Origin of the sequence: Kineosphaera limosa NBRC 100340 (genome assembly GCF_000298215.1) — a bacterium.
Taxonomy (GTDB): domain Bacteria; phylum Actinomycetota; class Actinomycetes; order Actinomycetales; family Dermatophilaceae; genus Kineosphaera; species Kineosphaera limosa.
Map to the genome: position 1 here is coordinate 25511 of NZ_BAHD01000032.1, position 20768 is coordinate 46278.

15 protein-coding genes are annotated in these 20768 nt (G+C 69.7%); 10 read left to right on the forward strand and 5 right to left on the reverse strand.

Annotated elements, in window-relative coordinates; all coding sequences use genetic code 11:
- Window positions 1-113 precede the first annotated feature (113 nt).
- The 6 genes from KILIM_RS10605 (at window position 114) to KILIM_RS10625 (ending at window position 6382) form a co-directional block, all read left to right on the forward strand.
- A complete protein-coding gene (locus KILIM_RS10605; RefSeq protein ID WP_006592674.1) occupies window positions 114-998 on the forward strand; it encodes an amidohydrolase family protein in 885 nt (294 codons plus the stop codon).
- Window positions 986-1402, forward strand: coding sequence for an amidohydrolase family protein (locus KILIM_RS24625; protein ID WP_217997095.1), 417 nt, complete (start codon window positions 986-988; stop codon window positions 1400-1402). The genes KILIM_RS10605 and KILIM_RS24625 overlap by 13 nt, the downstream gene beginning before the upstream one ends.
- Window positions 1403-1409: 7 nt before the next feature.
- Window positions 1410-2657 carry an alanine racemase gene (locus KILIM_RS10610; protein ID WP_006592676.1) on the forward strand — a complete coding sequence of 416 codons (1248 nt, stop codon included), beginning with the start codon at window positions 1410-1412 and terminating at the stop codon, window positions 2655-2657.
- A gap of 33 nt (window positions 2658-2690) precedes the next feature.
- Window positions 2691-3077, forward strand: coding sequence for a RidA family protein (locus tag KILIM_RS10615; RefSeq protein WP_006592677.1), 387 nt, complete (start codon window positions 2691-2693; stop codon window positions 3075-3077).
- A 6-nt stretch (window positions 3078-3083) separates the two neighbouring features.
- Window positions 3084-4568 (forward strand): sodium:solute symporter family protein, encoded by a 1485-nt coding sequence (locus KILIM_RS10620; protein WP_006592678.1) that lies wholly within the window; start codon window positions 3084-3086, stop codon window positions 4566-4568.
- A 728-nt stretch (window positions 4569-5296) separates the two neighbouring features.
- Window positions 5297-6382 (forward strand): acyltransferase family protein, encoded by a 1086-nt coding sequence (locus tag KILIM_RS10625; protein ID WP_006592679.1) that lies wholly within the window; start codon window positions 5297-5299, stop codon window positions 6380-6382.
- 71 nt (window positions 6383-6453) lie between these two features.
- On the opposite strand, the gene KILIM_RS10630 is transcribed toward KILIM_RS10625, so the two are convergent.
- Window positions 6454-8013, reverse strand: coding sequence for a CAP domain-containing protein (locus KILIM_RS10630; protein ID WP_006592680.1), 1560 nt, complete (start codon window positions 8011-8013; stop codon window positions 6454-6456).
- Between the two features lie 276 nt (window positions 8014-8289).
- Between KILIM_RS10630 and KILIM_RS10635 the strand changes: the two genes are divergently transcribed.
- Both KILIM_RS10635 and KILIM_RS10640 read left to right on the forward strand, forming a co-directional pair.
- Window positions 8290-10071, forward strand: coding sequence for a hypothetical protein (locus KILIM_RS10635; RefSeq protein WP_006592681.1), 1782 nt, complete (start codon window positions 8290-8292; stop codon window positions 10069-10071).
- A gap of 286 nt (window positions 10072-10357) precedes the next feature.
- Window positions 10358-11428 (forward strand): hypothetical protein, encoded by a 1071-nt coding sequence (locus tag KILIM_RS10640; RefSeq protein WP_006592682.1) that lies wholly within the window; start codon window positions 10358-10360, stop codon window positions 11426-11428.
- A 117-nt stretch (window positions 11429-11545) separates the two neighbouring features.
- On the opposite strand, the gene KILIM_RS23990 is transcribed toward KILIM_RS10640, so the two are convergent.
- Window positions 11546-11839 carry a putative endonuclease domain-containing protein gene (locus KILIM_RS23990; protein ID WP_006592683.1) on the reverse strand — a complete coding sequence of 98 codons (294 nt, stop codon included), beginning with the start codon at window positions 11837-11839 and terminating at the stop codon, window positions 11546-11548.
- A gap of 1173 nt (window positions 11840-13012) precedes the next feature.
- Between KILIM_RS23990 and KILIM_RS10650 the strand changes: the two genes are divergently transcribed.
- Window positions 13013-13903, forward strand: coding sequence for a glycosyltransferase family 2 protein (locus tag KILIM_RS10650; protein WP_006592685.1), 891 nt, complete (start codon window positions 13013-13015; stop codon window positions 13901-13903).
- Complete coding sequence (locus KILIM_RS10655; RefSeq protein ID WP_157551638.1) at window positions 13900-15291, forward strand: glycosyltransferase; 1392 nt, start codon at window positions 13900-13902, stop codon at window positions 15289-15291. The genes KILIM_RS10650 and KILIM_RS10655 overlap by 4 nt, the downstream gene beginning before the upstream one ends.
- Window positions 15292-15482: 191 nt before the next feature.
- On the opposite strand, the gene KILIM_RS10660 is transcribed toward KILIM_RS10655, so the two are convergent.
- From KILIM_RS10660 to KILIM_RS25285, 3 genes are all read right to left on the reverse strand, one after another.
- A complete protein-coding gene (locus tag KILIM_RS10660; protein WP_040562979.1) occupies window positions 15483-16934 on the reverse strand; it encodes a lipopolysaccharide biosynthesis protein in 1452 nt (483 codons plus the stop codon).
- A gap of 157 nt (window positions 16935-17091) precedes the next feature.
- Window positions 17092-18927, reverse strand: coding sequence for a cell wall-binding repeat-containing protein (locus KILIM_RS22315; protein ID WP_006592688.1), 1836 nt, complete (start codon window positions 18925-18927; stop codon window positions 17092-17094).
- 168 nt (window positions 18928-19095) lie between these two features.
- Window positions 19096-20664 (reverse strand): O-antigen ligase family protein, encoded by a 1569-nt coding sequence (locus tag KILIM_RS25285; protein WP_006592689.1) that lies wholly within the window; start codon window positions 20662-20664, stop codon window positions 19096-19098.
- Window positions 20665-20768 lie beyond the last annotated feature (104 nt).

A 20768-nucleotide genomic window follows, 5' to 3' on the forward strand; every position in this document is an offset into this window, starting at 1 on the left:
TCGGGCGTACCGCCGTCGGCTGCCCACTCTTAACGCGTCTCCGCGGTCGATGCTAGACCTAGTGAGCAGCAACCGCAACATATGTTGCGAAAAATGCAACACAAGGAGTTGCGATGTGGGACCTTCTCATCAAAGGTGGGCGCATTGTCGACCCTTCGCGCGAGCTGGGCTTCGTCGGTGACCTCGCCGTCCACAGCGGACGTGTGGCCGCGTTGGGACCATCGCTGGATCAGTCGGCGGAGTACCCCGGCGCCAGCGCGGCCCTTAACGCCTCCGGCCTGGTCGTGACCCCAGGCCTGGTCGACATCCACACGCACCTGTCCGCCGACACCGGCTACTGGGGGCTCGACCCTGAGACGGTCGCCTGGCGAACTGGTGTCACGACCTGGGTCGACGCCGGATCCGTCGGAGCGTTCGGGCTCGCGGGGCTGCGTAAGGCGGCCAGGGCGTCGGAGCTGTCCATCAGTGCGCTGATCAACGTGTCGAGCATCGGTATCCCCGGCGAAACCGGGGAACATCACGACCTGGCCAACCTCGACGTCGACCTGGCCCAGCGGTTGGCGGCCGCCGCGGGCGGATTCGTCTCCCGGGTCAAGGTGCGTATCGACCGACGCACCGTGGGCCCCCATGGGCTCGAGCCGTTGATCAGGGGCATCGAACTCGCTCGGCGTCTCGACCGGCCGGTCATGGTGCACATCGGCTACGGCCCGCCGCACGTCACCGACATCCTTGCCCACCTTCGCCCCGGCGACGTGCTGACCCACTGCGCTTCGGGTAGCCCCACCGATCTGCTGCACAACGGTCAGGTCAGCCCGGCGTTGCTGCGAGCCGCCGAACGCGGCGTGCGACTCGACATCGGCCACGGTTCCGGCGCCTTCGACTTCGACGTGCTCGAATGCGAGCTGGCGGCGGGACTGCGGCCCACCATCTCGACCGACCTGCACGCCGTCTCCGCCACGGGCCTGCCTTCGACATGCCGACGGTCATGGAGAAGGTGATGGCCCTCGGATGGAGCTTCCCCGAAGTGCTGCATGCCGCCACCATCGCCCCCGCACAGACACTCGGACTCGCCGCCGGGACGCTCACGGTGGGCGCCGCCGCAGACATCGCGATCTTCGAGGTGGCCGAGGACGAGCACTCCGTGATCGACGTTCACGGCCAGCAGCGGTTGAGCCCGATACGGCTGCGCAACCGGCTCACGCTCGCGGCCGGCGTGCCACTCACCGAACGGGCCCCAGCGCCCGCAGCCCCGTGGGTTTCCCTGTCCGCCGGCCAACGCCAGGCCCAGGAGGACGTGCGCGGCGAGCTTCGGAGCGCCCTCCTGCCGCGGCTGCACCGCGCCGCTGACTCTCGCGAGCCCTACCCCAAATCGTCGCCATCCCCGCAAGCCGACAAGGAGTGAGCAGGTCATGCCTGTGCCGACAGACCCCCTCGAGTGCGAGCCCGTGCACGCACGCAACTTTCCGCAGACGCCGCTATCTGTCGAGGCCGTGTGCGCGGCCTCCTGGACCTTGGACGACCTGTGGCTGCCCACCGTCGTCGCACGCGGCTCCGCCATCGACCACAATTTGTCCCGCTTCGCCGCCTGGTGCGACGCCAACGACGTCGAGCATGCACCGCACGGTAAGACGACCATGGCCCCGCAGCTGTGGGCCCGGCAGCTCGCCCACGGCGCGTGGGGGCTCACGGCCGCCACCGTCGCCCAAGCCCGCCTCATGGACGAGCACGGCATCGCCCGGGTGATCATCGCCAACGAGGTGACCGATGCGCCGCAGGCCGCGTGGCTGGCCGAGGTCGCGCAGCGCAGCGACCGCACGTACCTGGCGCTGGTCGACAGCGCGGCCGGTCTGCGCCTGCTCGACCGCGCGGGTGCCGCCGCCGGGAGCGTCGTGCCCGTGCTCGTCGAGATCGGAGTGCCCGGGCGACGCGTCGGCGTGCGCAGTGTTGCGGCTGCACTCGACCTCGCCCGGCAGGTGCACCAGAGCGAGCACGTGCGACTGGCCGGAATCGAGGGCTACGAAGGCGTCCTGCCCCAGGCGCGCGACGAGGCTGCGGTCGCGGCCGTCTCCGACTGGCTGTCGCAGCTGCCCGAGCTCACCCGAGCGGCCGATCGCGAGGGACTGTTCGCCGATGTCGACGACATAATCGTCACCGCCGGCGGAAGCGCCTTCCCTGATCTCGCGGCCAACGCGCTACGTGAGGTCATCGACGTGAGTCGCCCGGTGCGGCGCATCGTGCGGGCCGGGTGCGTCATCTCCCACGACCACCAGTCCTACGAACGCAGCTCACCCCTGCGGTCCGCGGCCACCGCCGACCCGCTCGTACCCGCGCTCACCGCCTTCGCACGGGTCAGCTCGACGCCAGAACCTGGGCTGGCGCTGCTGGCCGTCGGCAAGCGCGATGTGCCGGTCGACGTCGACCTGCCGATCGTGCTGCGCGTTCGGCGAGGAGACGAGGCATGGCGGCAGCTCGACGGCGTCACGGTGACGGAACTGAACGACCATCACCTGTTCGCCGAAGACCCGCACGGCGCGCTGCAGGTGGGCGACCTCGTCGAACTCGGCCTGTCGCACCCGTGCACGGCCTTCGACAAGTGGCGCCTCATCCCCGTACTCGACGACGACCGCGTGGCAGACGCGATCGTCACGATCTTCTGACCCCGCACCCCTCACAAAGGAGCTGACCTCGCCATGACAAAGCAGCCGATCTACTGCGACCAGGCCGGTAAGCCTGGCGGTCCCTACACCCACGCGGTTCGCGCCGGCGACCTCGTCTTCCTCGCCGGCGCCATCCCGAACCGCCCGGACGGGTCACGCGTCGAGGGTGATTTTGAGACCCAAGCTCGGGCGACCTTCGACAACCTCGCCGTCGTCGCGGCGGCGGCCGGGAGCAGCCTCGCCGACGCCGTGCGGGTCGGGGTCTACCTGCGATCGCTCGAGGACTTCGCCGAGATGAACGCCCTGTACACCGAGTACTTCGGCGCGGAGACGACGGCTCGGACCACCCTGCAAGCCGATCTTCCCGGCTTCGCGATCGAGGTCGACGCCGTCCTCTACGCACCGCTGACCGAGGACTGAGTCGCCATGGATATCAACCCGCACCCGATCTACCTCATCGTCTTCATCGGCTTCGTCATCGTCATGATCGGCGTCGGCCTCGTCGTGGCTCGACGTAACAAGACCGGCGAGGACTTCCTCATGGCCGGTCGCGGACTGAGCACCCCGCTGCTGCTCGCCACCACGCTGGCAACCCTCGTCGGCACCGGATCCAGCCTCGGGGCCGTTGGCTTTGCCTACGAAAACGGCTGGGCAGGAGCGCTGTACGGCATCGGAGGCGCCCTGGGTGTCATCCTCCTGATGGTCATGTTCGCCAACGTTCGCAAGTACGGCTTCATGACCTACTCCGAGGAAGTGAGCTTCTACTACGGAGCCGACCGCAGGATCAAGGGACTCGTCGCGATCGTGCTCCTGCTGGCCAGCGTCGGGTGGCTCGGCGCACACGTCCTGGGCGGTGCGCTCTACCTGACCTATCTGACGGGGATCGACCCCTCGTGGTCCAAGGTCATCGTCGCGCTGGGCTTCGGGATCTACACCGTCATCGGTGGCTACCTCGCGGTCGTCATCACCGACGTGATTCAGGGAACCCTGCTCTTCTTCGGCTTCATGACCTTGGCGGTGCTCGCCCTCACCAAGGTCGGCGGCAGCGGCGGACTCAGCGCCACCAATGGTGAAGTGGCCATGGAGTTCCTCGGCATCCAATCGCTGGGTGCGGTGCCCGCAGCGTCGCTGGCCATCGTCATCGCCGTTGGGGTGCTCGCGACGCCCTCGTACCGTCAGCGGATCTACTCCGCCGCCAACACCGGCGTGGTGCGCCGCAGCTTGCTGTGGGTGGCCGGGCTCTTCGCGCTCTTCTCGGTCATGCCCGCCATCGTCGGCATGGCAGCGCACTCGCTGAACCCCGACCTGGCATCACCCGACATGGCTTTCCCCTACCTGGCCACCGAGGTCTTCCCGCTCGCCGTGGGCGCGTTCCTGCTGGTTGCCGGCCTCTCGGCCACGATGTCATCGGGCGACTCAGACGCCGTCACGGCCGTCACGATCCTCCTGCGTGACGTGTACCAGCTCGTCACGGGCCGCATGCCGCAGAAGGACAAGATGCTGTACTACTCCCGGGCGGGCCTGCTCGGTGTGCTGACGTTCGCTCTCATCGGGGCACTGGTGGCGGACACGATCATCGGCTACATCACGACGATGATCTCGACGATCCTCACTGGCCTGCTCGTCGCGTCGATCATGGGCCGCTTCTGGGAGCGCGCCACGTGGCAGGGCGGTATGGCGGCCATCATCACCGGCTCGGTCGCCGCCCTGATGGTGCAGGCGAACTCCGACTGGAGCGCGTTCTGGGGCAACCCCGTCATCCCCTCACTGCTCACAGCCACCGTCTTCGGCGTGGTCGTCAGTCTCGTGACGCCCCCGAACCAGGTCAGCGATGAGGAAGCGCTCAAGGTTCTCGCCGAGGAGCGCGCCCAGATCGATGTCGGGACGGTCATCTCCGCGACCGAGTCCTGAGGCTCGGCCGCGGCGCTCTCGCCGGTCGTCGGTGTTGTTCGCGACCGCCTGGGGCGGGGTCGTGGGTCGTGCTCGGCGGCCTCTTGTCGGTGGTCTCCGATGAAGTCCTCTTGAGGTACTCACCGAGAGGGGATGGCTGAACGGCTGGTTCAGGCGCCCGCATGAGCCCCCGGCGAGTGGCTGTGCTGCTCAGGCCGCGACCCGAAGGCACCGCTGGCACACCGCCCCGCTGCCCGGTCTCGCTGCCCTTCGCGAAGAGCGACCACATCGGCCACTGCACCCAGCCGATCCGCAGCGATCAGACCGTAGAGCGATCGCAGTCGGCAGAGAAGGCGTTGCGCGTAGCGTGCCAGGCGCAACGGTCGCCGTCGATGACGGTCCGCAGCGCAACGTCCGCCGTGGCGAACGGAGTACGTCATCGGTAGGCACGAACCCGTCGAGTCCCGTGACCTGGGGTGTTCCCGCCCCGCGACAGGCGCAGACCGAATGATGTACTCCGCTTGCCCCCAGTGCGCGTGGGCCGCCTCTGGATAACGGTCTGGGCAGCCGTGGTGCCCGGCTCACGTGCCTCGCTGGCGCCTGCCTGACAGACGGACGCGGGTGGCGCATGAGCGGCGCGCAAGTGCCGGGGGCCTGTGCGCCGCCGACCCGCCCCTTCAGGTGCCTGGAGGCTGGCCGATCTATCGGGTGGGCGCGCGAGGTGCTCCCGGATCAGCGGGGAGGGCGGCGTGGGCGCACAGGCGACGAGAGCGCGCGCCCGCGCGCTCTCTGACGCTTTCGACCCGCGGTCCAACAGCCTCGACATGTTGCGGCTCATCCTGGCCACGACGGTTGCGGTGATGCACGCTTCGGCCATCGCGTACGGGCACCAGCCGCGGCTGGGGCGCACCGAGGTCGGGGATCTGGCTGTCGACGGGTTCTTCGTGCTGTCCGGGTTTCTCGTCACCCGCAGCTACCTGCAGCTTGGCTCGCCGGGGCGGTATGCGTGGCATCGGTTCTTGCGGATCATGCCCGGGTTCTGGACGTGTCTGGTCGTGACCGCTCTGGTGGTGGCGCCGGTGCTGGCGGTGCTCAGCGGGGTGCCCGTCGCCGACGTGCTGGGCACCTCCTGGCGGTATGTGTTGGAGAACTCGCTGCTGTACATGCGCGACTACTCGGTCTCCGGCCTGCCGATTACTGGGCACGAGCCGCAGGTCGTCAACGGTCCGTTGTGGACGCTCTGGTACGAGGCCGTCTGCTACGTGCTGATCGCCATTGCCGGCGTGGCCGGGGTGTTGCGTCGGCCGTGGCTGCTGGTGTGCGCCGTGGCCGCAGCATGGCTGCTGGTTGCGCTGCAGGCCTTCGATGTCGTTCCCGTCGTCGGGCGGTTCTACCTGCGGTGCTTCGTGATGTTCATGCTCGGCGCGCTCGGGCTGCTTCTCGCCCACAGGATCCCTGTGCGGCGGCGCTGGCTCGCTGTGGCGCTTCTGGTGCTGGCCGGCTCCCTGGTCTTCTTCGACAACTACCGGGTGCTGGGCGCCGCTGCCTTCGCCTACCTGTGCCTCTATGCGATGGTCGGGACTACGTGGCTACGGCACCGGCCGTCCGCCGACCTGTCGTACGGCATGTACGTCTACCACTGGCCCATCCAGACCGTTCTCGTCGCCGCCGGCGCCACCGCCCTCACCCAGGTGGGCTACACGGTGCTCTCCGTGCTGCTGGCCGCCCTCGTCGCCTACGTCTCCTGGCAGCTCGTGGAGAAGCGCGCCCTCGCGCAGAAGTCCGTGGCGGCGCCGTGGGGCAGAGATACAGCAGACCCTCCACGCGGCACTTAGCGCCACCCCGGCGCATCACCGCAAGAACTTGTGGGGTATGCCGCGCTCGGCGCCCGGTCGCGCCTGCTTCGTCAGCGCACGCGTGCCGTCTTGGTGGAGGCTGTCCCCTTCGGCCAGCCTGGCCGAGTAACGGTGACGACTGCACGAACGGACGCCCCCCGATCTGCTCGGCTCAACTGGTACGTGGACTTGTTCGCGCGCTTGATCGGCGTGTTGCCGCGGTACCACTGGAACGACACTGTCGCCGGTGCCGGAGTCCATGAGCCGGGGCTGACTCTGACGGTGCTGCCTACCCTGGCGTCGCCGAAAAGCGCAGGCGACTTCGTTGTCGTCCAGCGGCGAGGGCCTGGAGGCGCCAAGACCGTCAGCGGAGCGGTCGTCACAGACGATTGCTGGTAGTACTCCCTCTTCAGGGTCACCCGCGCCGAAATCCGCGTGCCGACGTCTCCTGCGGCAGGTGTGTACGAGAGGCCGCTCGCGCCCACGATAGGGCGCCCATTGCGCAGCCACTGAACGTCGTAGCTGAGGTCAGCGGGCCACGTGAGGTCGGCGAGGCGCAGGGTGACGCCGGGGCGCGGCGTGCCTGTCAGCCGTGGTGTCGTCGGCGCGGTTGCGGGGCGGGCCGCGACGAGGGCGACGTCGTAGACGATCGGGGCGAGCGTTGCCCCTGCCCTCGTCACCCCTTCGACGGTGACGCGATATCTGCTGTCTTTCTCCATCGCACCCGCCTGGGGGAGCCCGTCGACCTGCCAGACGAGCGTGTTCATGGCGTAACCCTCGACCGGCTCGTGTGCCGTGACCTTCATCGGACCCTGCGGCCCGTCGACCCGAACCCGTGCTTGCCGGAAGCTTGTCGCGTTGTCGGAGGTCCCCAACGACCAGCGGCCCTCCGGCTCCAGCCACGCGGGGAAGTGGCCAGCCGTCGGCCAGGCCAACCACTGCGGCTCCGACGCGGACGACCACGAATCACCGATGACCCACAGCGCGTGGCTGTGATCGGTCATGCCTACGCCCATCGAGGTCGCTCCTGGATGGATGATCCAACGTCGATGACCCACCGCCGTGTTCGAGGCCCCCGGGTCCGTCATGTAGCCCCAGATCGCGCTGGCTCCAGTGACGCCCAGGTAGAGGTTGGAGCGGCCGGCTCCCACTGCTCCTTCGGGAGTGAAGCACGCCCACGCGGGAGTCGGGCCGTGCGAGAGGGCCCCCTGCGCGTGCATGATGAGCGCCGCCGCCTGCGCCCCCCGGTTGTAGGCCGCGTTCAACGTGACCGGCGGCAACTGCTGCATCTTGCGGAACAGGTTGACCGCGGCCAGATTCGCGTTCAAGGCGGTGTCCGAGGGGCTGCCGGCAACGCATCCCGCCACACTGCCGGTCCAACCCACCGGGGTGTTTACCAGCGGCAGCAACTCGTCGTAGAACATGGTCTGCGCGGTCTCGCGGTCCATCTGAGCCTGTGGAGCCGACTGCCCCGAAGCGAGCGCAGCGGCGCCCGCCGCGACACCTCCGGCCACCGGTGCCGGGCCAGGCGGCTCGACCCTCGGTGCGGCGGCCGCCGGGAGCGTCACAACGCACGTCATGGTCACTGCTGCGGCCAGGCGCGCGAACGGGCGCCACGACTTCCCTGTCATCGGTGGTCCTTCCATGGGTCCCCGGAATCGTGAACGGGTGCCCCACTCCGATCGGAGACATATGGCAGCCACCTGAGACAAACCCTGGCTGGCCAGGTCGTGCCCAGTTCGTTCGGCGACCGGCTGGGAGCGAGGCGGCCGGCCATGCCGACTCCGTGCGCAGGTGGTCGCTCGGGCACCGGAACCTTGTCGGTGCTCCGTGTTGGTATGCCCTACAGACGAATTGCGGTACGGGCAGGCCCGCGACGACGGGCGCCCCGATTGAAGGAGGGCAGCATGGTGGTCGGAGTCGACGCGTCCTGTAAGGACGCGGGTGGTGTCAAGGGTCGTCGCTCGGCGGGGCGACGCTCGCAGCGCATAGAACGCGGGCCCAGGCCGCTGGGCGCGACCGCGGAGGTATCGGCGACATCCAGTCAGAGTTCGGCGGCGCAGGGCCGCGTGGTCGAAGTTGTGGAGGCTCTGCCGGAGGAATCGAGTTCAGTCCCCCAGGGGCGGCCGCGCCCCAGTCACCGCGTGAGCTGCCTAGTCGAGGTCGTCAAGGGTGACGACGAGTGGATCCTGCAGCGGCTCTGCGCGTCGAAGGGCTGGATTCACCGAACCATCGAACCCGCGGTCGCCGGCGATGACCAGCATGCCGACCAGTTGTCCCTCGTCCGCATAGACATCCTTGTGGATGACGTGGCCAGGATGCGAGCGCGCGACGTTGCCCACCGGCGGTTGCAGCGAGCCATTGGCGGGGCCGTCGCTGCAACCGTCAGGGAGTCAAAGCTCGCCGAGGTAGACGTTCAGCCGGTCGAGGAGTTCGAGGTCGTGTGGGCCCCGCCAGCCGGGTGGGGGCGCTGGCGCGCGGGGGCCTGGAACGCCGTGATCCGCTGTGGGGGCCTGCGGGTGCAGCGGCATCTCGCGTTGCCGCCCGGCAGTTCCATGGCTGACGCCGACAGCGCCCTGAGGGGCTCGCCGCTGAACGCCCCGGATTTCCCGGCGACCCGTCAGCGTGCCTATCAACCCGTCGGCCAACGGGTCTTCGAGCGTCCAAGATTGCCGGAGGAGCGGATTCGAGCGGCGCTGCCCAACGCGTTGCGCATCGTAATTTCCGTGATTCTGATGGGGCTCGGGTTTCTTGTGGGCCTGTTTCACGGCGACCGTGCGGCTGGGTGGTTCCTCGCCGCTGGCGTGGTGGTGGTACTTGCCGCGTCCCGGAATCTTGGATCGATCGGAACGGCCAATCGAGACTGGTCAAGTAGGCGGCGCTGGCTGTACGGTCTACTCCTTGCTGTGCTGTTGGCCTGCCTCGGTTGGATGCTGGCGTCCTTCAATGTGAACCCCTCGGCGATGCCGGGCGCCATCATGTTGGCGCTCTTCTGCTTGGTGGCGGCCGGAATTGCCCATCTGCGTTCTTCCTGGGTTGGACGTCATGCGTGGCCGATGCTGGGGTTGACCCTTCCGTCCGTGGCCGTCCTCGCCTATGTCAGTGACGCCGGCTGGGATCTCTACACACGCTATGGATTCGGCGTTCCGTCAGGGGTCGTGGAACGCGGGCCAGCGGCGAACTTCATGATGGCTTCCGGGTTCACTCTTCTGGCGCTTTTTTCGATTGTTTTGTTTCTAGGTGCAGCCGGTTGGCTTGAGCACTTCTTTCCGGAGCGTCGCGACAATGTGCTCTTCTTGGTGATGCTTGGCCTGCTGGTCACGGCTGCCATGATGGAGATGCTGAACTATCAAGTGAAGTCCATTTCTGATTCGGTGGCGTCTACCCGGTCGGCAGCCCAGGCGGGCCAGCAGCCGGAGGAGTTCCGCGGCCTTAGGGGTTCCCTGGTGTGTGCGCGGCCCGTTGTGCCGGAGCCCGCGGTGCTCAATGCCAAGTCACCCGCGGACGCCAGCGGCGAGCCCGGCTCCTCTTTGGATCGCCCCTTGCTGACCTTGCCCACGACCGACGGTCTGGTCTGGTTGACGGACCCCCACGGGCTTGAGCACGGCGTCCAGCCGGTCGCCATGACCGTGCCTCGCGACCAAATCTCTACGCAATTCGCTTCCGGCGGCGCGTGTGCTCGGCATTGAGACGGCGCCTGAGGCCGCCACGGGACTCCACGAAACGCTGGTCGGCCCCACGGTCGCCAGTGGCAACGGAAGATCGGCATGGCGCACGCAGCAGCCGATCCCGGACCAGGTCTGCCCCGCAATGATCAGCGCGTCCTTGGGTGTTCGCACGGGATTCTGGGCTAGTCCGGGCTCTGTCCTGGGCCCGCTGGTCCCTTGGGTAGCCACCGCACCCGCGCGGGGCGGCAATCGGATGTGAATTTCCAAAGAAGACAGGGGGCTTCGCCCCGCCTGCCGATGGGGACACATGCGCATCAAACCCCTCGCCGCAGCCGTCGTCGGCGCCCTCGTCGCCCTTGGTGTCACCGCACCCCAGCAGGCGCGGGCCGACGACTACTACTACGACGAGACCTTCGAGGTCGTAGCTGCGGCGGCGTCCCCTTCTGCTGTCTCCGTCAGGGAGCTGGGCACCGCGCCTGTCACGATCACGTTGACGACGCGGACCCGCGAGCACGAGCAGGACCAGTCCGGGACAGTGATGACCCTGTCGGAGTCGATGTACACCCCAGGGCCGGCCGACATGTCCGTCACCCTCAAGCTCGTCGGCCAGAAAGGGGCGACGAAGCACTGGCGGGGCGTGGTCAACGTGGGCGGGCCGACGCGAACCGTGCGGTTCAGCGGCGCATACAACTGCGAATTCCTGTGCACCCGCTACCTGACTCCGATCGCTGGGCCCGAGATTCATGTGCGGGGGCGCAACAGCCCTGCCATCACGTTCGAGAAACTGTCGGCAGCCGATCTAGGTAGCCCCACCTACGTCGTCAAGGGGCGCGTCTTGAGCACCTCGAAGCACGCCTACGGTCGTCGACCAACCGTCATCGTGGGCCAAGGCGACGAGTGCTACAACAGCGACCAAGGCGGCACCGCGGTGCGGACGGCGCCCGATGGACGCTTCACGGCCGTTCTGAACAACCGGATCACCAACTCGATGTTGGGCGCCCCGATGCGGTCGGGGCAGTGCGCCAAGGTCCTGTCCGACGCGAAAGACATCAGGAATCGCCGGACCTTCCTCGCCTTCGCGTCGACCACCGTGCCATGGACGATGACCCTCCCCGTGCAGGCACCAAAGACCGTCAAGAGTGGCAGCACAGCCCGTGTCGATTCAGCGGCTGCGCCGTTGGGGCCGCTGGCCAAGATCACGCTCGAACGCCTCCACGGCCGCAGCGCCTGGCGCCCGATCTCCGAAGGTCACGTCCGAACCAACGGCCGAGTCAGCACCTACATCAAGGCCGACGCACTGGGCCGCCACGTCTACCGACTCCGGTCCGACGACTCGAAAGCGATCTCCAAGCCCTTCGTCGTGACCACCGTCCGATGACCTGACCGCCCCGAGGGGCCATTCCTGCGATCGGCGAGGCAACCTGCGAGCTCAACAAGCGGTCGCCCTGCACGCACGATCCAGTCGCCCTCTCTGCCCCTGGCGAGCCAGGGCAGCTCAGGCAGCGTCCCGGAGGCAATGCGGGCAAACCACTCCGGCTGCCCGGTCTCGTTGTCCTTCGCGAAGGGCGACCACATCGGAGAACTGCCGACGTAAGCGCTGGGGTGTTTTGGTGACCGCGCGCCATGTCGGCCGCAGCACCAGCCAGTCGGCGGCGATCAGTCCGGTGTAGCGGTCGCAGTCTGCAGCGAAGGCGCTGCGCGTGGCATGCCAGGCGTAACTGTCGCCCTCGATGACGATCCGCAGTGCCACGTCCGCAAAGATCGAGCTGGTGACCAGTGTCGTCCACAACGATCTGCACCTGCGGTTCGACCGACAACCTCGGCACCTCGAGTGCCAACGCGCGGATCGCCGACTCAAACGGATTCGCCGCCCGCCCGTCGGCTGCCTCGATGACGCGCCGCACCCGACCGCGAAACTGGCGGGCGACCGAGTCCACGCCCTCGAGCAGTTGCGAGCGCGCGACCAGGGCCGGCGCGTCCCCGTCCGGTCGCAGCGCCGAGTCGGCGGCGGCCAACGCCTCGGCGAACGGCAGATCAGCGGCGCAGTCCAACACGGTGCGCAGCGGTGCCGTCACGCCCTCGCGACGCTCGTCCTCGGTGAGGCTCCGGCGCCGCAGGATCGCGCCCCCGGCACGCTGGGGCAACTCGCGGCCCCGCGGCACGATGACCTCAGGCACCGTTGGCTCGACCAGCACGGGCAGCCCGTAGTGCTCGGCCGCGCTGCGATGCGACCGGGTGGCGACCAGCAACTGTGCCTTTTGGCGGTGGAGCGCTGCACGTTCGCTTCGCCGGGCGGCGAGCACCTGCGGGTCGAAGGCTGTCTGATCGAGCGGGGCAGGAGAAGCCACTGCGTCGCCGTCGGGTAGCGCGTAGCGACCCCGGTGGCGACGCACGATGACCCCCGCCTGCTGCGCCTTGCGGACCGTCCGCCAATCGGTGGCGGCTACCAGTTCGCAGTACTCGGCGATGCCGCCCGAAGCGACGAGGTAGGCATGAAGCGCTGCCACGCCGGGATCGTCGGTGCGGTCGGGGGCCGGGATGGGCGTTAGGGACATGCCGCGATTCTGGCGACAGCGCCGCCGGTCCCGCAGAGGCCATCCACAGCCCTGTGGATAACCTTGATCGATCGGGCGGCGCCGATCCTGCGGCGGGTTGCGTCGCTCGGTGCCGACACTGTGGCAAACGGAGTACGTCATCGGCAGGTCACAAATCCGTCAGCCTCGTGACCTGGGGTGTTCACGCCCTGGCCGTGGCGCCTCTCGAATGACGTACTCCGTTCGCCCCCGGCGCACGCAGGGCCAACTCTGAGGCACTGACCGCACCCGAGCGCCCCACGCCGACAGTGCCGGGACGTGCGCCCTGCCCTGCGCTGTCGGGCCCCTTCGGCCTGCCGCCTGCAGTCGAGCGCGGTTGCGGCACCTACACTTTCGTGAAGGTCAGCTCGCGCGGTGAAGGAGGGTCCGTGGTCACGGTCTCGCTGATCACGCCGGTGTTCAACGAGCAGCGGTACCTGCCCGCGATGCTCGACAGTGTGCGCGCCCAGACGCACTCCGACTGGGAGCTGCTGCTTGTCGACGATGGGTCGACCGACGACACCCCCACCCTCGTCGCCGCCGCTGCCGCCGACGATCCGCGGATCCGGGTCGTCTCCAGTGGCACCAAGCTCGGCAAGGTCGCCGCGTTCAACGCCGCATACGCCGCCGCCCGCGGCGACATCGTGTGTCACGTCGGTGGCGACGACGAGCTCGTGCCGGCCGCGCTGCGATTGCGGGTCGACGCCCTCGGCCCGCACGTGGGGGAGCGGGCCGTCGCGTTCTTCAAGATCCTCATCGTCGACGAGGCCCGCGGCACCGAAACCGTGCATCCACGTGGGGCGGGCGGCAACATGTCCGGGCCCAGCATCACGATGACCCGGCCGCTGGCAGACCTTGTCTTTCCCGTGCCACCCGAGCTGCCGTCCGAGGACATCTGGATGGGTAACCTCGCCGCCGCACTCGCCGACCGGCGCATCGATTCCACCGACGTCGTCATCCGGTACCGCGTGCACGCCGGCAACTCCAACCCCCGCGCCAAGTCCTTCGCGCAGATGAGCGAGGCCATGCATGTGCGCTCCCGGGCCTTTCCGCGGATGCTCGCCGAGCCCCGGTTCGACCTGCCGGCCACGGCGCGGGCGCAGTTCGAGCAGCAGTGGCGGGCCGAACAGCTGCGACGCGACGGGCGAGTGCTCGCGCTGCTGACCGACCGGCAGCTGCCCCTCGTCGAGCGGCTGGCGTACGCCTCGATGGCCAACCCGCCCCTGTGGTTCGCGCGGCAGAAGTTGGCGCACCGCGCCGGTGGGTGGCGCGGCCGATGAGTCGGCGCGTCGTTGTCGTCACCGGGCTCTACCCCACGTCGGCCCACCCGCAGCGAGGAATGTTCGTGCGCGACCAGGTCGATGCGCTGCGGGCGGCCGGCTATCAGGTGCAGGTCGCGCACCGCGAGATGCCGGGGCTGCGGGCAGTCGCGCGGCGGCTCGGGGTCGGGGCGCGCGCTCGGGCCGGCGGGCCTCCTGCTGGCGCTGGACCTGCCGACCCGGGTTCCGGTTCAGCAGCACAGCCTGGGGTTCCGTCGCAGACGGGAGGCTCAGCGCAGACGGGGGAGTCGGCTCGGGCGGCAGATGCAGCGGAGCCCGGGGCCTGGGCTGACGCGGGGGGCTCCGCCCAGGTGGGGCGGGCGGCGCAGGCTGGCAGTTCGGTGCTGCTGGGTGCAGCCGGGCCCGGGCGGCCCACGCCCAGCACCGCGCAGCAGGTGCTGCGAGTCGGGGCGCGTTTCGCGCGCGAGGTGCACGACACCCTCGGACTGGCGGCCGCGGTGATGCTGCTGCAACGCGACCTGCGCGACCTCGAGCGCGAGCACGGGCGACCCGACGTGCTGCACGCCCACAACGCCTTTCCCGCCGGGGTGGCCGCCGTGCGGTACGGGCGGGCGCGCGGCATTCCCGTCGTCATCACCGAACACTCCTCGGCGTTCTTGCGGGCGCAGCATGGCACGGCCGAACTGCGGCGGGCGGCTGCGACGTATGCCGCGGCCGACGCTGTCGTGGCCGTGAGTGAGTTGCAGGCCCGCTCCCTGCCCGGCGTCGGGTCGGGCGTGCACGTCATTCCGAATGTGGTGCCGGTCGACGACTTCGCCCTCCGCTCGCCCACGGCGGCTGCGGCGGGATCGGTCATCAGCATCGGCACCTTGCTGCCGCACAAGGGCATGCCGCAGGTCATCCGTGCCTACGCCGCCTTGCCCGCGGCGGTGCGGGCCGCGCACGCACTGTGCCTCGTCGGCGCCGGCCCCTCCCGCCCCGGCCTCGAAGACCTAGCCCGCGACCTCGAAGTCGACGTGCGGTTCACCGGCCACCTCGACCGCCCCGCCGTGGCCCGCGAGCTGCAGCAGGCCGCCGTTCTCATCTCCGGGAGCCCAGTGGAGACCTTCGGAGTGACCCTCGTCGAGGGCCTCGCCGCCGGAGTGCCGTTCGTCGCGCCCCGCAGCGGCGGCCCCCAGAGCATCTGGACCCCCGGCGCGGGGGTGCTCGCCGACGGCCCCGACGAGGCCGCGCTCAGCAGGGCGCTCACCGCAGCCTTGGCGCTCGAGGCATCCCCCGCCGCCGACCAGGCACGGCGAACCAGCGCCGTAGCGCGCTATGGGCCCGCCGCGGTCGCCGCCGAACTCGATGCGCTCTACGACGAAGTGCTCACCCGCCGCGCCCGCTGACGTTGGGCGGGCACCTGGCCTGTGCTCCTGGCTGGCGCCTGGGCGCGACTGCTGCGCTCCCTGCCGACCGATGCTGTTGCAACCGCACCCGTGGGCAGGGACAGCAACCGTCGGCGGAAGGGGTGGGTAGGGACGGCAACCGTCGGCAGAAGGGGGTGGGTAGGGGCGCGAACGTCGCTGGTGTCGCGGCGCTAGCGGGCGCCGCGCATCGCGCTGACAAGGTGGCGGGCCGACACGGTGCACGCGGCGAGCAGCACAGCCACCCCGACCGCTCCGACCACAATCACAACCACCGGGTCGGCCGCGCTCCGAGCGACCAGCGACGCGGCGACAGCCAGCACCGCCACCACCAAAGACCCCCACAGTCGGGCGAGGACCCCCACCAGCGAGCCGCCGGCCAGGCGCAGCACCCACATGACGTAGGCGACGCAGATGACGAAACCCGCGATGCCGTACCAGAGCACCCCCAGCAGCGGATCGCCCAGAACGACACCCATCCACAGCCCGACCAGTCGCAGGATCATCTCGACGAGGGCGATGAGCAGAATCTGGCCCATCCGGTTGCGCACCGTCGCGTACGAGCTGAGCGGGGTGGAGACGAAGTTCGCGCCCAGCCACGGCGCGAGCAGCGCCGCGAGCACGCCCGCCTCGAACCAGCGGACGCCGAACACCACAGCGAACAGCTCCGGGCCGAGCACCCCGACCGCCACGAAGACCGGCAACGCCACGAGCACGAGCCCGACCGTCACCGTCTCGATGGCCGACCGAGCGCCCGTCGACTCCCGCTCTAGGCGAGCCATTTTCGGGTAGAGCACGCCGGCGACCGCCGTGCCCAGCAGCGCCGCCGGCGCCGCCAGCACCTGGGTCGCCAGACCGAACTGACCCGCGAACTCCCGACCGAAAAGCCACGCCACGAACGGTGCGACCGCGCCCACCGACACCACCGTCAACAGCGCCGGGAAGGTGTTGAGCAGCGGCATCCGCTGCCACCGCCGCGCCACGATGCGCATCTTCGTGGGCGCGCCTTCCGTCGGTGGCGCCCGGAACCCCATCGAGACCGCCGTGGCGAAGCGACCGGCCGCGTACCCCGCTGTCAGGCCCAACATCGTCAGCCCCGCCAGACCCGCACCGATCTGTGTCACCGCAGTGACACAAGCGCCCCACACCGTCGACGTTCCCACCGCACCGAACCGTCCGCGGCGGCTCTCGAACAGGCGCAGGCTCGTGAACGCGGCGATCGACAAGGCTGTGACCGGCACGAGCCACAGCGCCGCGGCTGCCCCCAGCCCAGCACCCAGGCCGCCACCGAACACCGCGACGGCGACCAGAGCCACCTGAGCGGCGAGGGTCACGCCCACCGCCGACCTCAGACACAGCCGCAGCAACCCGTGCGCCTCCGGCTCATCGGCCGCCAACGGGATCGCCATCTCGTAGCGCATCGTCGCGAACACCGCCAGGATCGAGGCGTAGGCCAGAGCGATCGAGAACGCACCCCGCTCATCGGGGGTGTACAGCCGCGCCAACACCACCTGGCTGCCCAGTAGCACGATCTGCGCGGCCGCGGCCCCCGAGGTCAGGTAGGTGACGTCGCGGGCGAATCCGCCGATCAGCGACCCGTCGCGCAGGCGGGACAACAGGGGCACCCAGCCAGTGTAAGAGGGCTCAGACTCCCTGTCGGACAGCCTCACTCGCGCCCCACCAACGGCGAAGGCCCGCCGCGCGAAATGCGCGACGGGCCCTCGGCGGCGGATCGGTCCAGGAGAAGACCCGAGCCCGATCCGAGCATCGTTGTGCGAGTGGTCAGCAGCCCCGGCTCAGCGGGTAGTCGCCGACGACCGACGAGCCACCCAGGCGGGTGACGGCGGTCAGCGGCAGCTTGTCGAGCTGGGTCTTGACGCTCGCCGGCAGGCACTGCGGCAGGGTCAGCGCCAGCGGGGCCTTGGCCTTGTGCGCGGCCGGGACGCCCGACAGTGCGTCGGGGAAGTTCAGGCCGGTCGCCAGGAAGGCCGTGGTCTGGTCGCCGGGGCGGCCGGTGACGTTCTCGATGACCGCAGCCGAGGTGGCGAACCGGTCGGCACCCGCGTAGCGCGTGATCGTCGCGCTGGGGCGCACGTCGCGGATCTGACGCTCGACCGAGGCGCGCAGCACGTCGGCGCCACCGACGAGCTTGACGTTGGCCGGCTCCAGGCTCTGCAGCGCCGCGACCGTCTCTCCGCTCAGGCCGTTGCCGTCGCTGAGCAGCAGCGGAGCGTTCTCCTTCGCCGCACCCGAACCGGCCGACAGCGCGTCGGGGAAGTTCAGACCCAGGGCCACGTACACCGTGCCCGACTTGGCCCACGTCCCGGAGACCGCAGCGGCCGTCGCGTAGCGGTTCTGACCCTGCAGGCGGGTCACGGGAGCGATCTGCTGCAGCTGACGCTCGACCTCCGGGGAGACGACCGTGGTACCGCCGACGATGCGAATCGACTGCGGCGCCAGGCGACGAACCTCATCTAGAACTGCACTGGAGGCCTGGTTGGGCAGCGTCAACAGCAGCGGGGACTCCTGCCGCGCGGCCGCCGGGCCCGCCGACAGGGCGTCGGGGAAGTTCAGGGCGTTGGCGACGTACACCGTCTCCGTGCGCTGCGGGAAGTACTTCTTCGACGCCTCGATCGCCGTCTCGACACGGCCGTTGCCCGCGACCCGCGTCGACGTCGGCTCGCCGCGCTCGTCGGTGTAGGTGTAGACGAAGTCGTAGGCCGGGTGCAGCCCGGGGAACGCGCGACCGGCCGCAGCGCGGGCCGTCACCGTCACCCGGCCGCCCTCACCGTGGGTGACCGGCACGGTCTTGACCGTCGCGTTGTCGGTCCACGGAACCTCGGTGCCGTTGACGAACCAGGTGACGTTCTCCACGCGGGTCAGGCGCACGGCGTCGTTGGTCTTGCCCGGCTCGTCGATGACGACCGGGGCCGTGGGGGTCGGCAGCAGGGCCGGGACCGTCGCCGCAGAGGTGAGGCGGAACGTCTGGCTCCACGTCGTCGAGCCGCCCTCGAAGACGTGGCCATCGGCCGCGGTGGCGGTCACGCGGTAGTCGGTGGACGGGTCGCCGGGGGTGACGCGCACCTCTTGGGTGTTGACGCCCTCGGGGAAGGTCACGGCCGCGCCGCCGTCGATGGTCCAGGTGACGTTGGGGACGCGCGTCAGGGTGATGGCGTCGTTGGCCGTGCCGGCGCCGTCGGTGGCGCTCGGCTGGGCGGCCTGCGGGATGGAGACGATCGAGCGGACCGTGACGGCCTGGGCCAACACCGTGTTGTCGTTGCCGTCGAGGAGCTTCAGCTCGTACGCGCCGCCGGCCGCCTCGGTGAGCGTGCAGCTCAGGGTCGTCGCGCTCACCGGGGCTGCGCCGCGGCACGTGTTGGACTCGGCGCGGTCGGCCTTGTCGCCCGCGGTCGTGCCGGTCAGGGCCAGGCGGTAGGTGTTGTTGGCGGTCAGACCCGTGAACGAGGCCGTGAACGCCGAGCCCGCGACCGGTGCCGTCGGGTTCAACGTGATCGCGGGCGCAGCGTTGGCGCTCATCGCCGGGGCGACGAGGCCCGCCGCGGCGAGTGCGATCGTGGCGGTGGCGGTGGTCAAACGACGGGTGGACGAGACAGGCATGTAGCCCCCTTGTTCGGGTCCGTTCTCGGGCGCGGGACAGCGCCCCGGCGCAACGGACGTGGTTGATGTGAGGCCGCCCCCGAGGCCTCCAGATGGGCGTCCGGTCTCAGCGGACACCCTCATACGAGTATTGACCGGCTTGTCAGAGACGTCAATTGGTACTGATGTTCAAGACGGCCGTCCGGGTTTGGGTGCGCTGGGGCGCCTGCTGCGCAGCCACCAGACGGCTGCGGTGGCCGAGCCCGCCATGAGGTACCAGAAGGGTGAGCGCACCGGAGAGCTCGTGATCGATCCGAAGACCGCGAACCCCGTAAGCCAGACGAAGATGGCGAACCGTGCACCCACCGCATCCAGTCCGCGTGGACGGCCCGCTTGAAGCCCGGGTGTTCGAAGGTTGCGCCGCGGCAGCAGGTGCCATGCCAGGGCGACAAGCCACAGTGCGAGCGGCACGAAAACGACCAGCCCGTACTCGGTGAGAATCTCCAGGAAACCGTTGTGCATCGGGATGATTCGCTCGAACCCGCGCTCGCTGAGCAGCGGCTCGAAGCGTGCGCCGCCGATCCCGATCCACGGCTGCTCGCGCCACATCTCCAACCCCTGCCGGGCCAACGCGAGGCGCAGGTCATCGGCGGCCACGGTCTCCTCCTCGGCGGGTAGCAAGAACGCCGCCAACGGATTGACTCGGGCCACGGCGGGGATGGTGAGCGAGGCCAGCAGGGCGAGGATGCCTCCGGCTGCGACAGTCAGGGCGCGGCGGCCGTGCCGTGGAGCCGGCAGGACTGCGCGGCGGTGCAACTCGAGGACCGTCGCCGCGACGGTGAGGAGCAGTGCGGCGGCGACGGCTGCGCGGCTCAACGTGGCGAGCATCACGACGAGGGTGGCCACCGCCAGGGCCGCCAAGGCCAGCCGAGAGACGCGGTTGATCCGCTCGGTGAGTCGCAGCAGCGTCAATCCGTAGACGACGACGAGTACCCCGGCGAAATTGTTCGGATTGCCGAAGGTCGCGGCCGGTGACCACGGCGGGGGAGCCCACGGGCCGGGGAAGAGGTGGTCGTGAGTGACGATCTCCCACAGGCCGATCGGCACTGACATTGCGCCGAGGAGCAGCCAGATGCGGCGGTGCATCTCGACGCCCGGGCGGCGTCCCTGCGCCAAGACCACAGCGCTGAGGGTGATCATTCCGCACGACAGCAACGCCAACGCCTCTGCGCGCACCAAACGCAGCTCCGGTGCCCACGCCGACCACGTCGGCCACATCAGCGCCCAGGCCAGCCACGGGAGTGCCGCGACCGCGACAATGCCCGCGCCGCGCCACCGTGCGCCGGGTAGCCGGAGCACACCCACCGCCGCGAAGATGCCGTACACCGTGAACGTCACCGCAATGCCCGTGTGGAGCGAGAACACCGGCAGCCAGAAGAGGTAGCCCACCAGCGCCGCCATCGCCACCGTCGCGCACCGGTCCGCTGTTGTTGAGGCCGTTGCACGGGCGACCCGGTTGGCGGCGCGGCGGATGACGGAGGGGCCCTTCGCGTTGGCCGCGGGTGCCGCGATCGGGGACTCGTCGGCGGGGGGCTCGTCGGCGGGGGGCTCGTCAGCGGGGGACTCATGCCCGGGGGGCTCGTCACCGGGGGGCGCTCCGGTGGTGGACTCCCCGGTGGTGGCCTCGGTGGTGGCCTCTGGCGGCGGCGTGACATCCTCTACCGCTTCGCTCGCCTCGATTCCGACCCCCGCGCTCATCGTCTCCCCACTCGTGCTTGTCGGAGTCGTTGAGACACCGGTCTGGATGCCCTGCGGTTCCCTCAGGGTCGCTGGCGCGGGGCGGCCCGCGCAACTCGAACGCA

Bases quoted from the DNA above. Each gene is read 5' to 3' on its own strand.
- KILIM_RS22315 (WP_006592688.1), bottom strand. From the start codon at position 18,927: ATGCCTGTCTCGTCCACCCGTCGTTTGACCACCGCCACCGCCACGATC.
- KILIM_RS10635 (WP_006592681.1), top strand. From the start codon at position 8,290: ATGGTGGTCGGAGTCGACGCGTCCTGTAAGGACGCGGGTGGTGTCAAG.
- KILIM_RS10615 (WP_006592677.1), top strand. From the start codon at position 2,691: ATGACAAAGCAGCCGATCTACTGCGACCAGGCCGGTAAGCCTGGCGGT.
- KILIM_RS10655 (WP_157551638.1), top strand. From the start codon at position 13,900: ATGAGTCGGCGCGTCGTTGTCGTCACCGGGCTCTACCCCACGTCGGCC.
- KILIM_RS10605 (WP_006592674.1), top strand. From the start codon at position 114: ATGTGGGACCTTCTCATCAAAGGTGGGCGCATTGTCGACCCTTCGCGC.
- KILIM_RS24625 (WP_217997095.1), top strand. From the start codon at position 986: ATGGAGAAGGTGATGGCCCTCGGATGGAGCTTCCCCGAAGTGCTGCAT.
- KILIM_RS10610 (WP_006592676.1), top strand. From the start codon at position 1,410: ATGCCTGTGCCGACAGACCCCCTCGAGTGCGAGCCCGTGCACGCACGC.
- KILIM_RS10640 (WP_006592682.1), top strand. From the start codon at position 10,358: ATGCGCATCAAACCCCTCGCCGCAGCCGTCGTCGGCGCCCTCGTCGCC.
- KILIM_RS10630 (WP_006592680.1), bottom strand. From the start codon at position 8,013: ATGACAGGGAAGTCGTGGCGCCCGTTCGCGCGCCTGGCCGCAGCAGTG.
- KILIM_RS10620 (WP_006592678.1), top strand. From the start codon at position 3,084: ATGGATATCAACCCGCACCCGATCTACCTCATCGTCTTCATCGGCTTC.
- KILIM_RS25285 (WP_006592689.1), bottom strand. From the start codon at position 20,664: ATGAGCGCGGGGGTCGGAATCGAGGCGAGCGAAGCGGTAGAGGATGTC.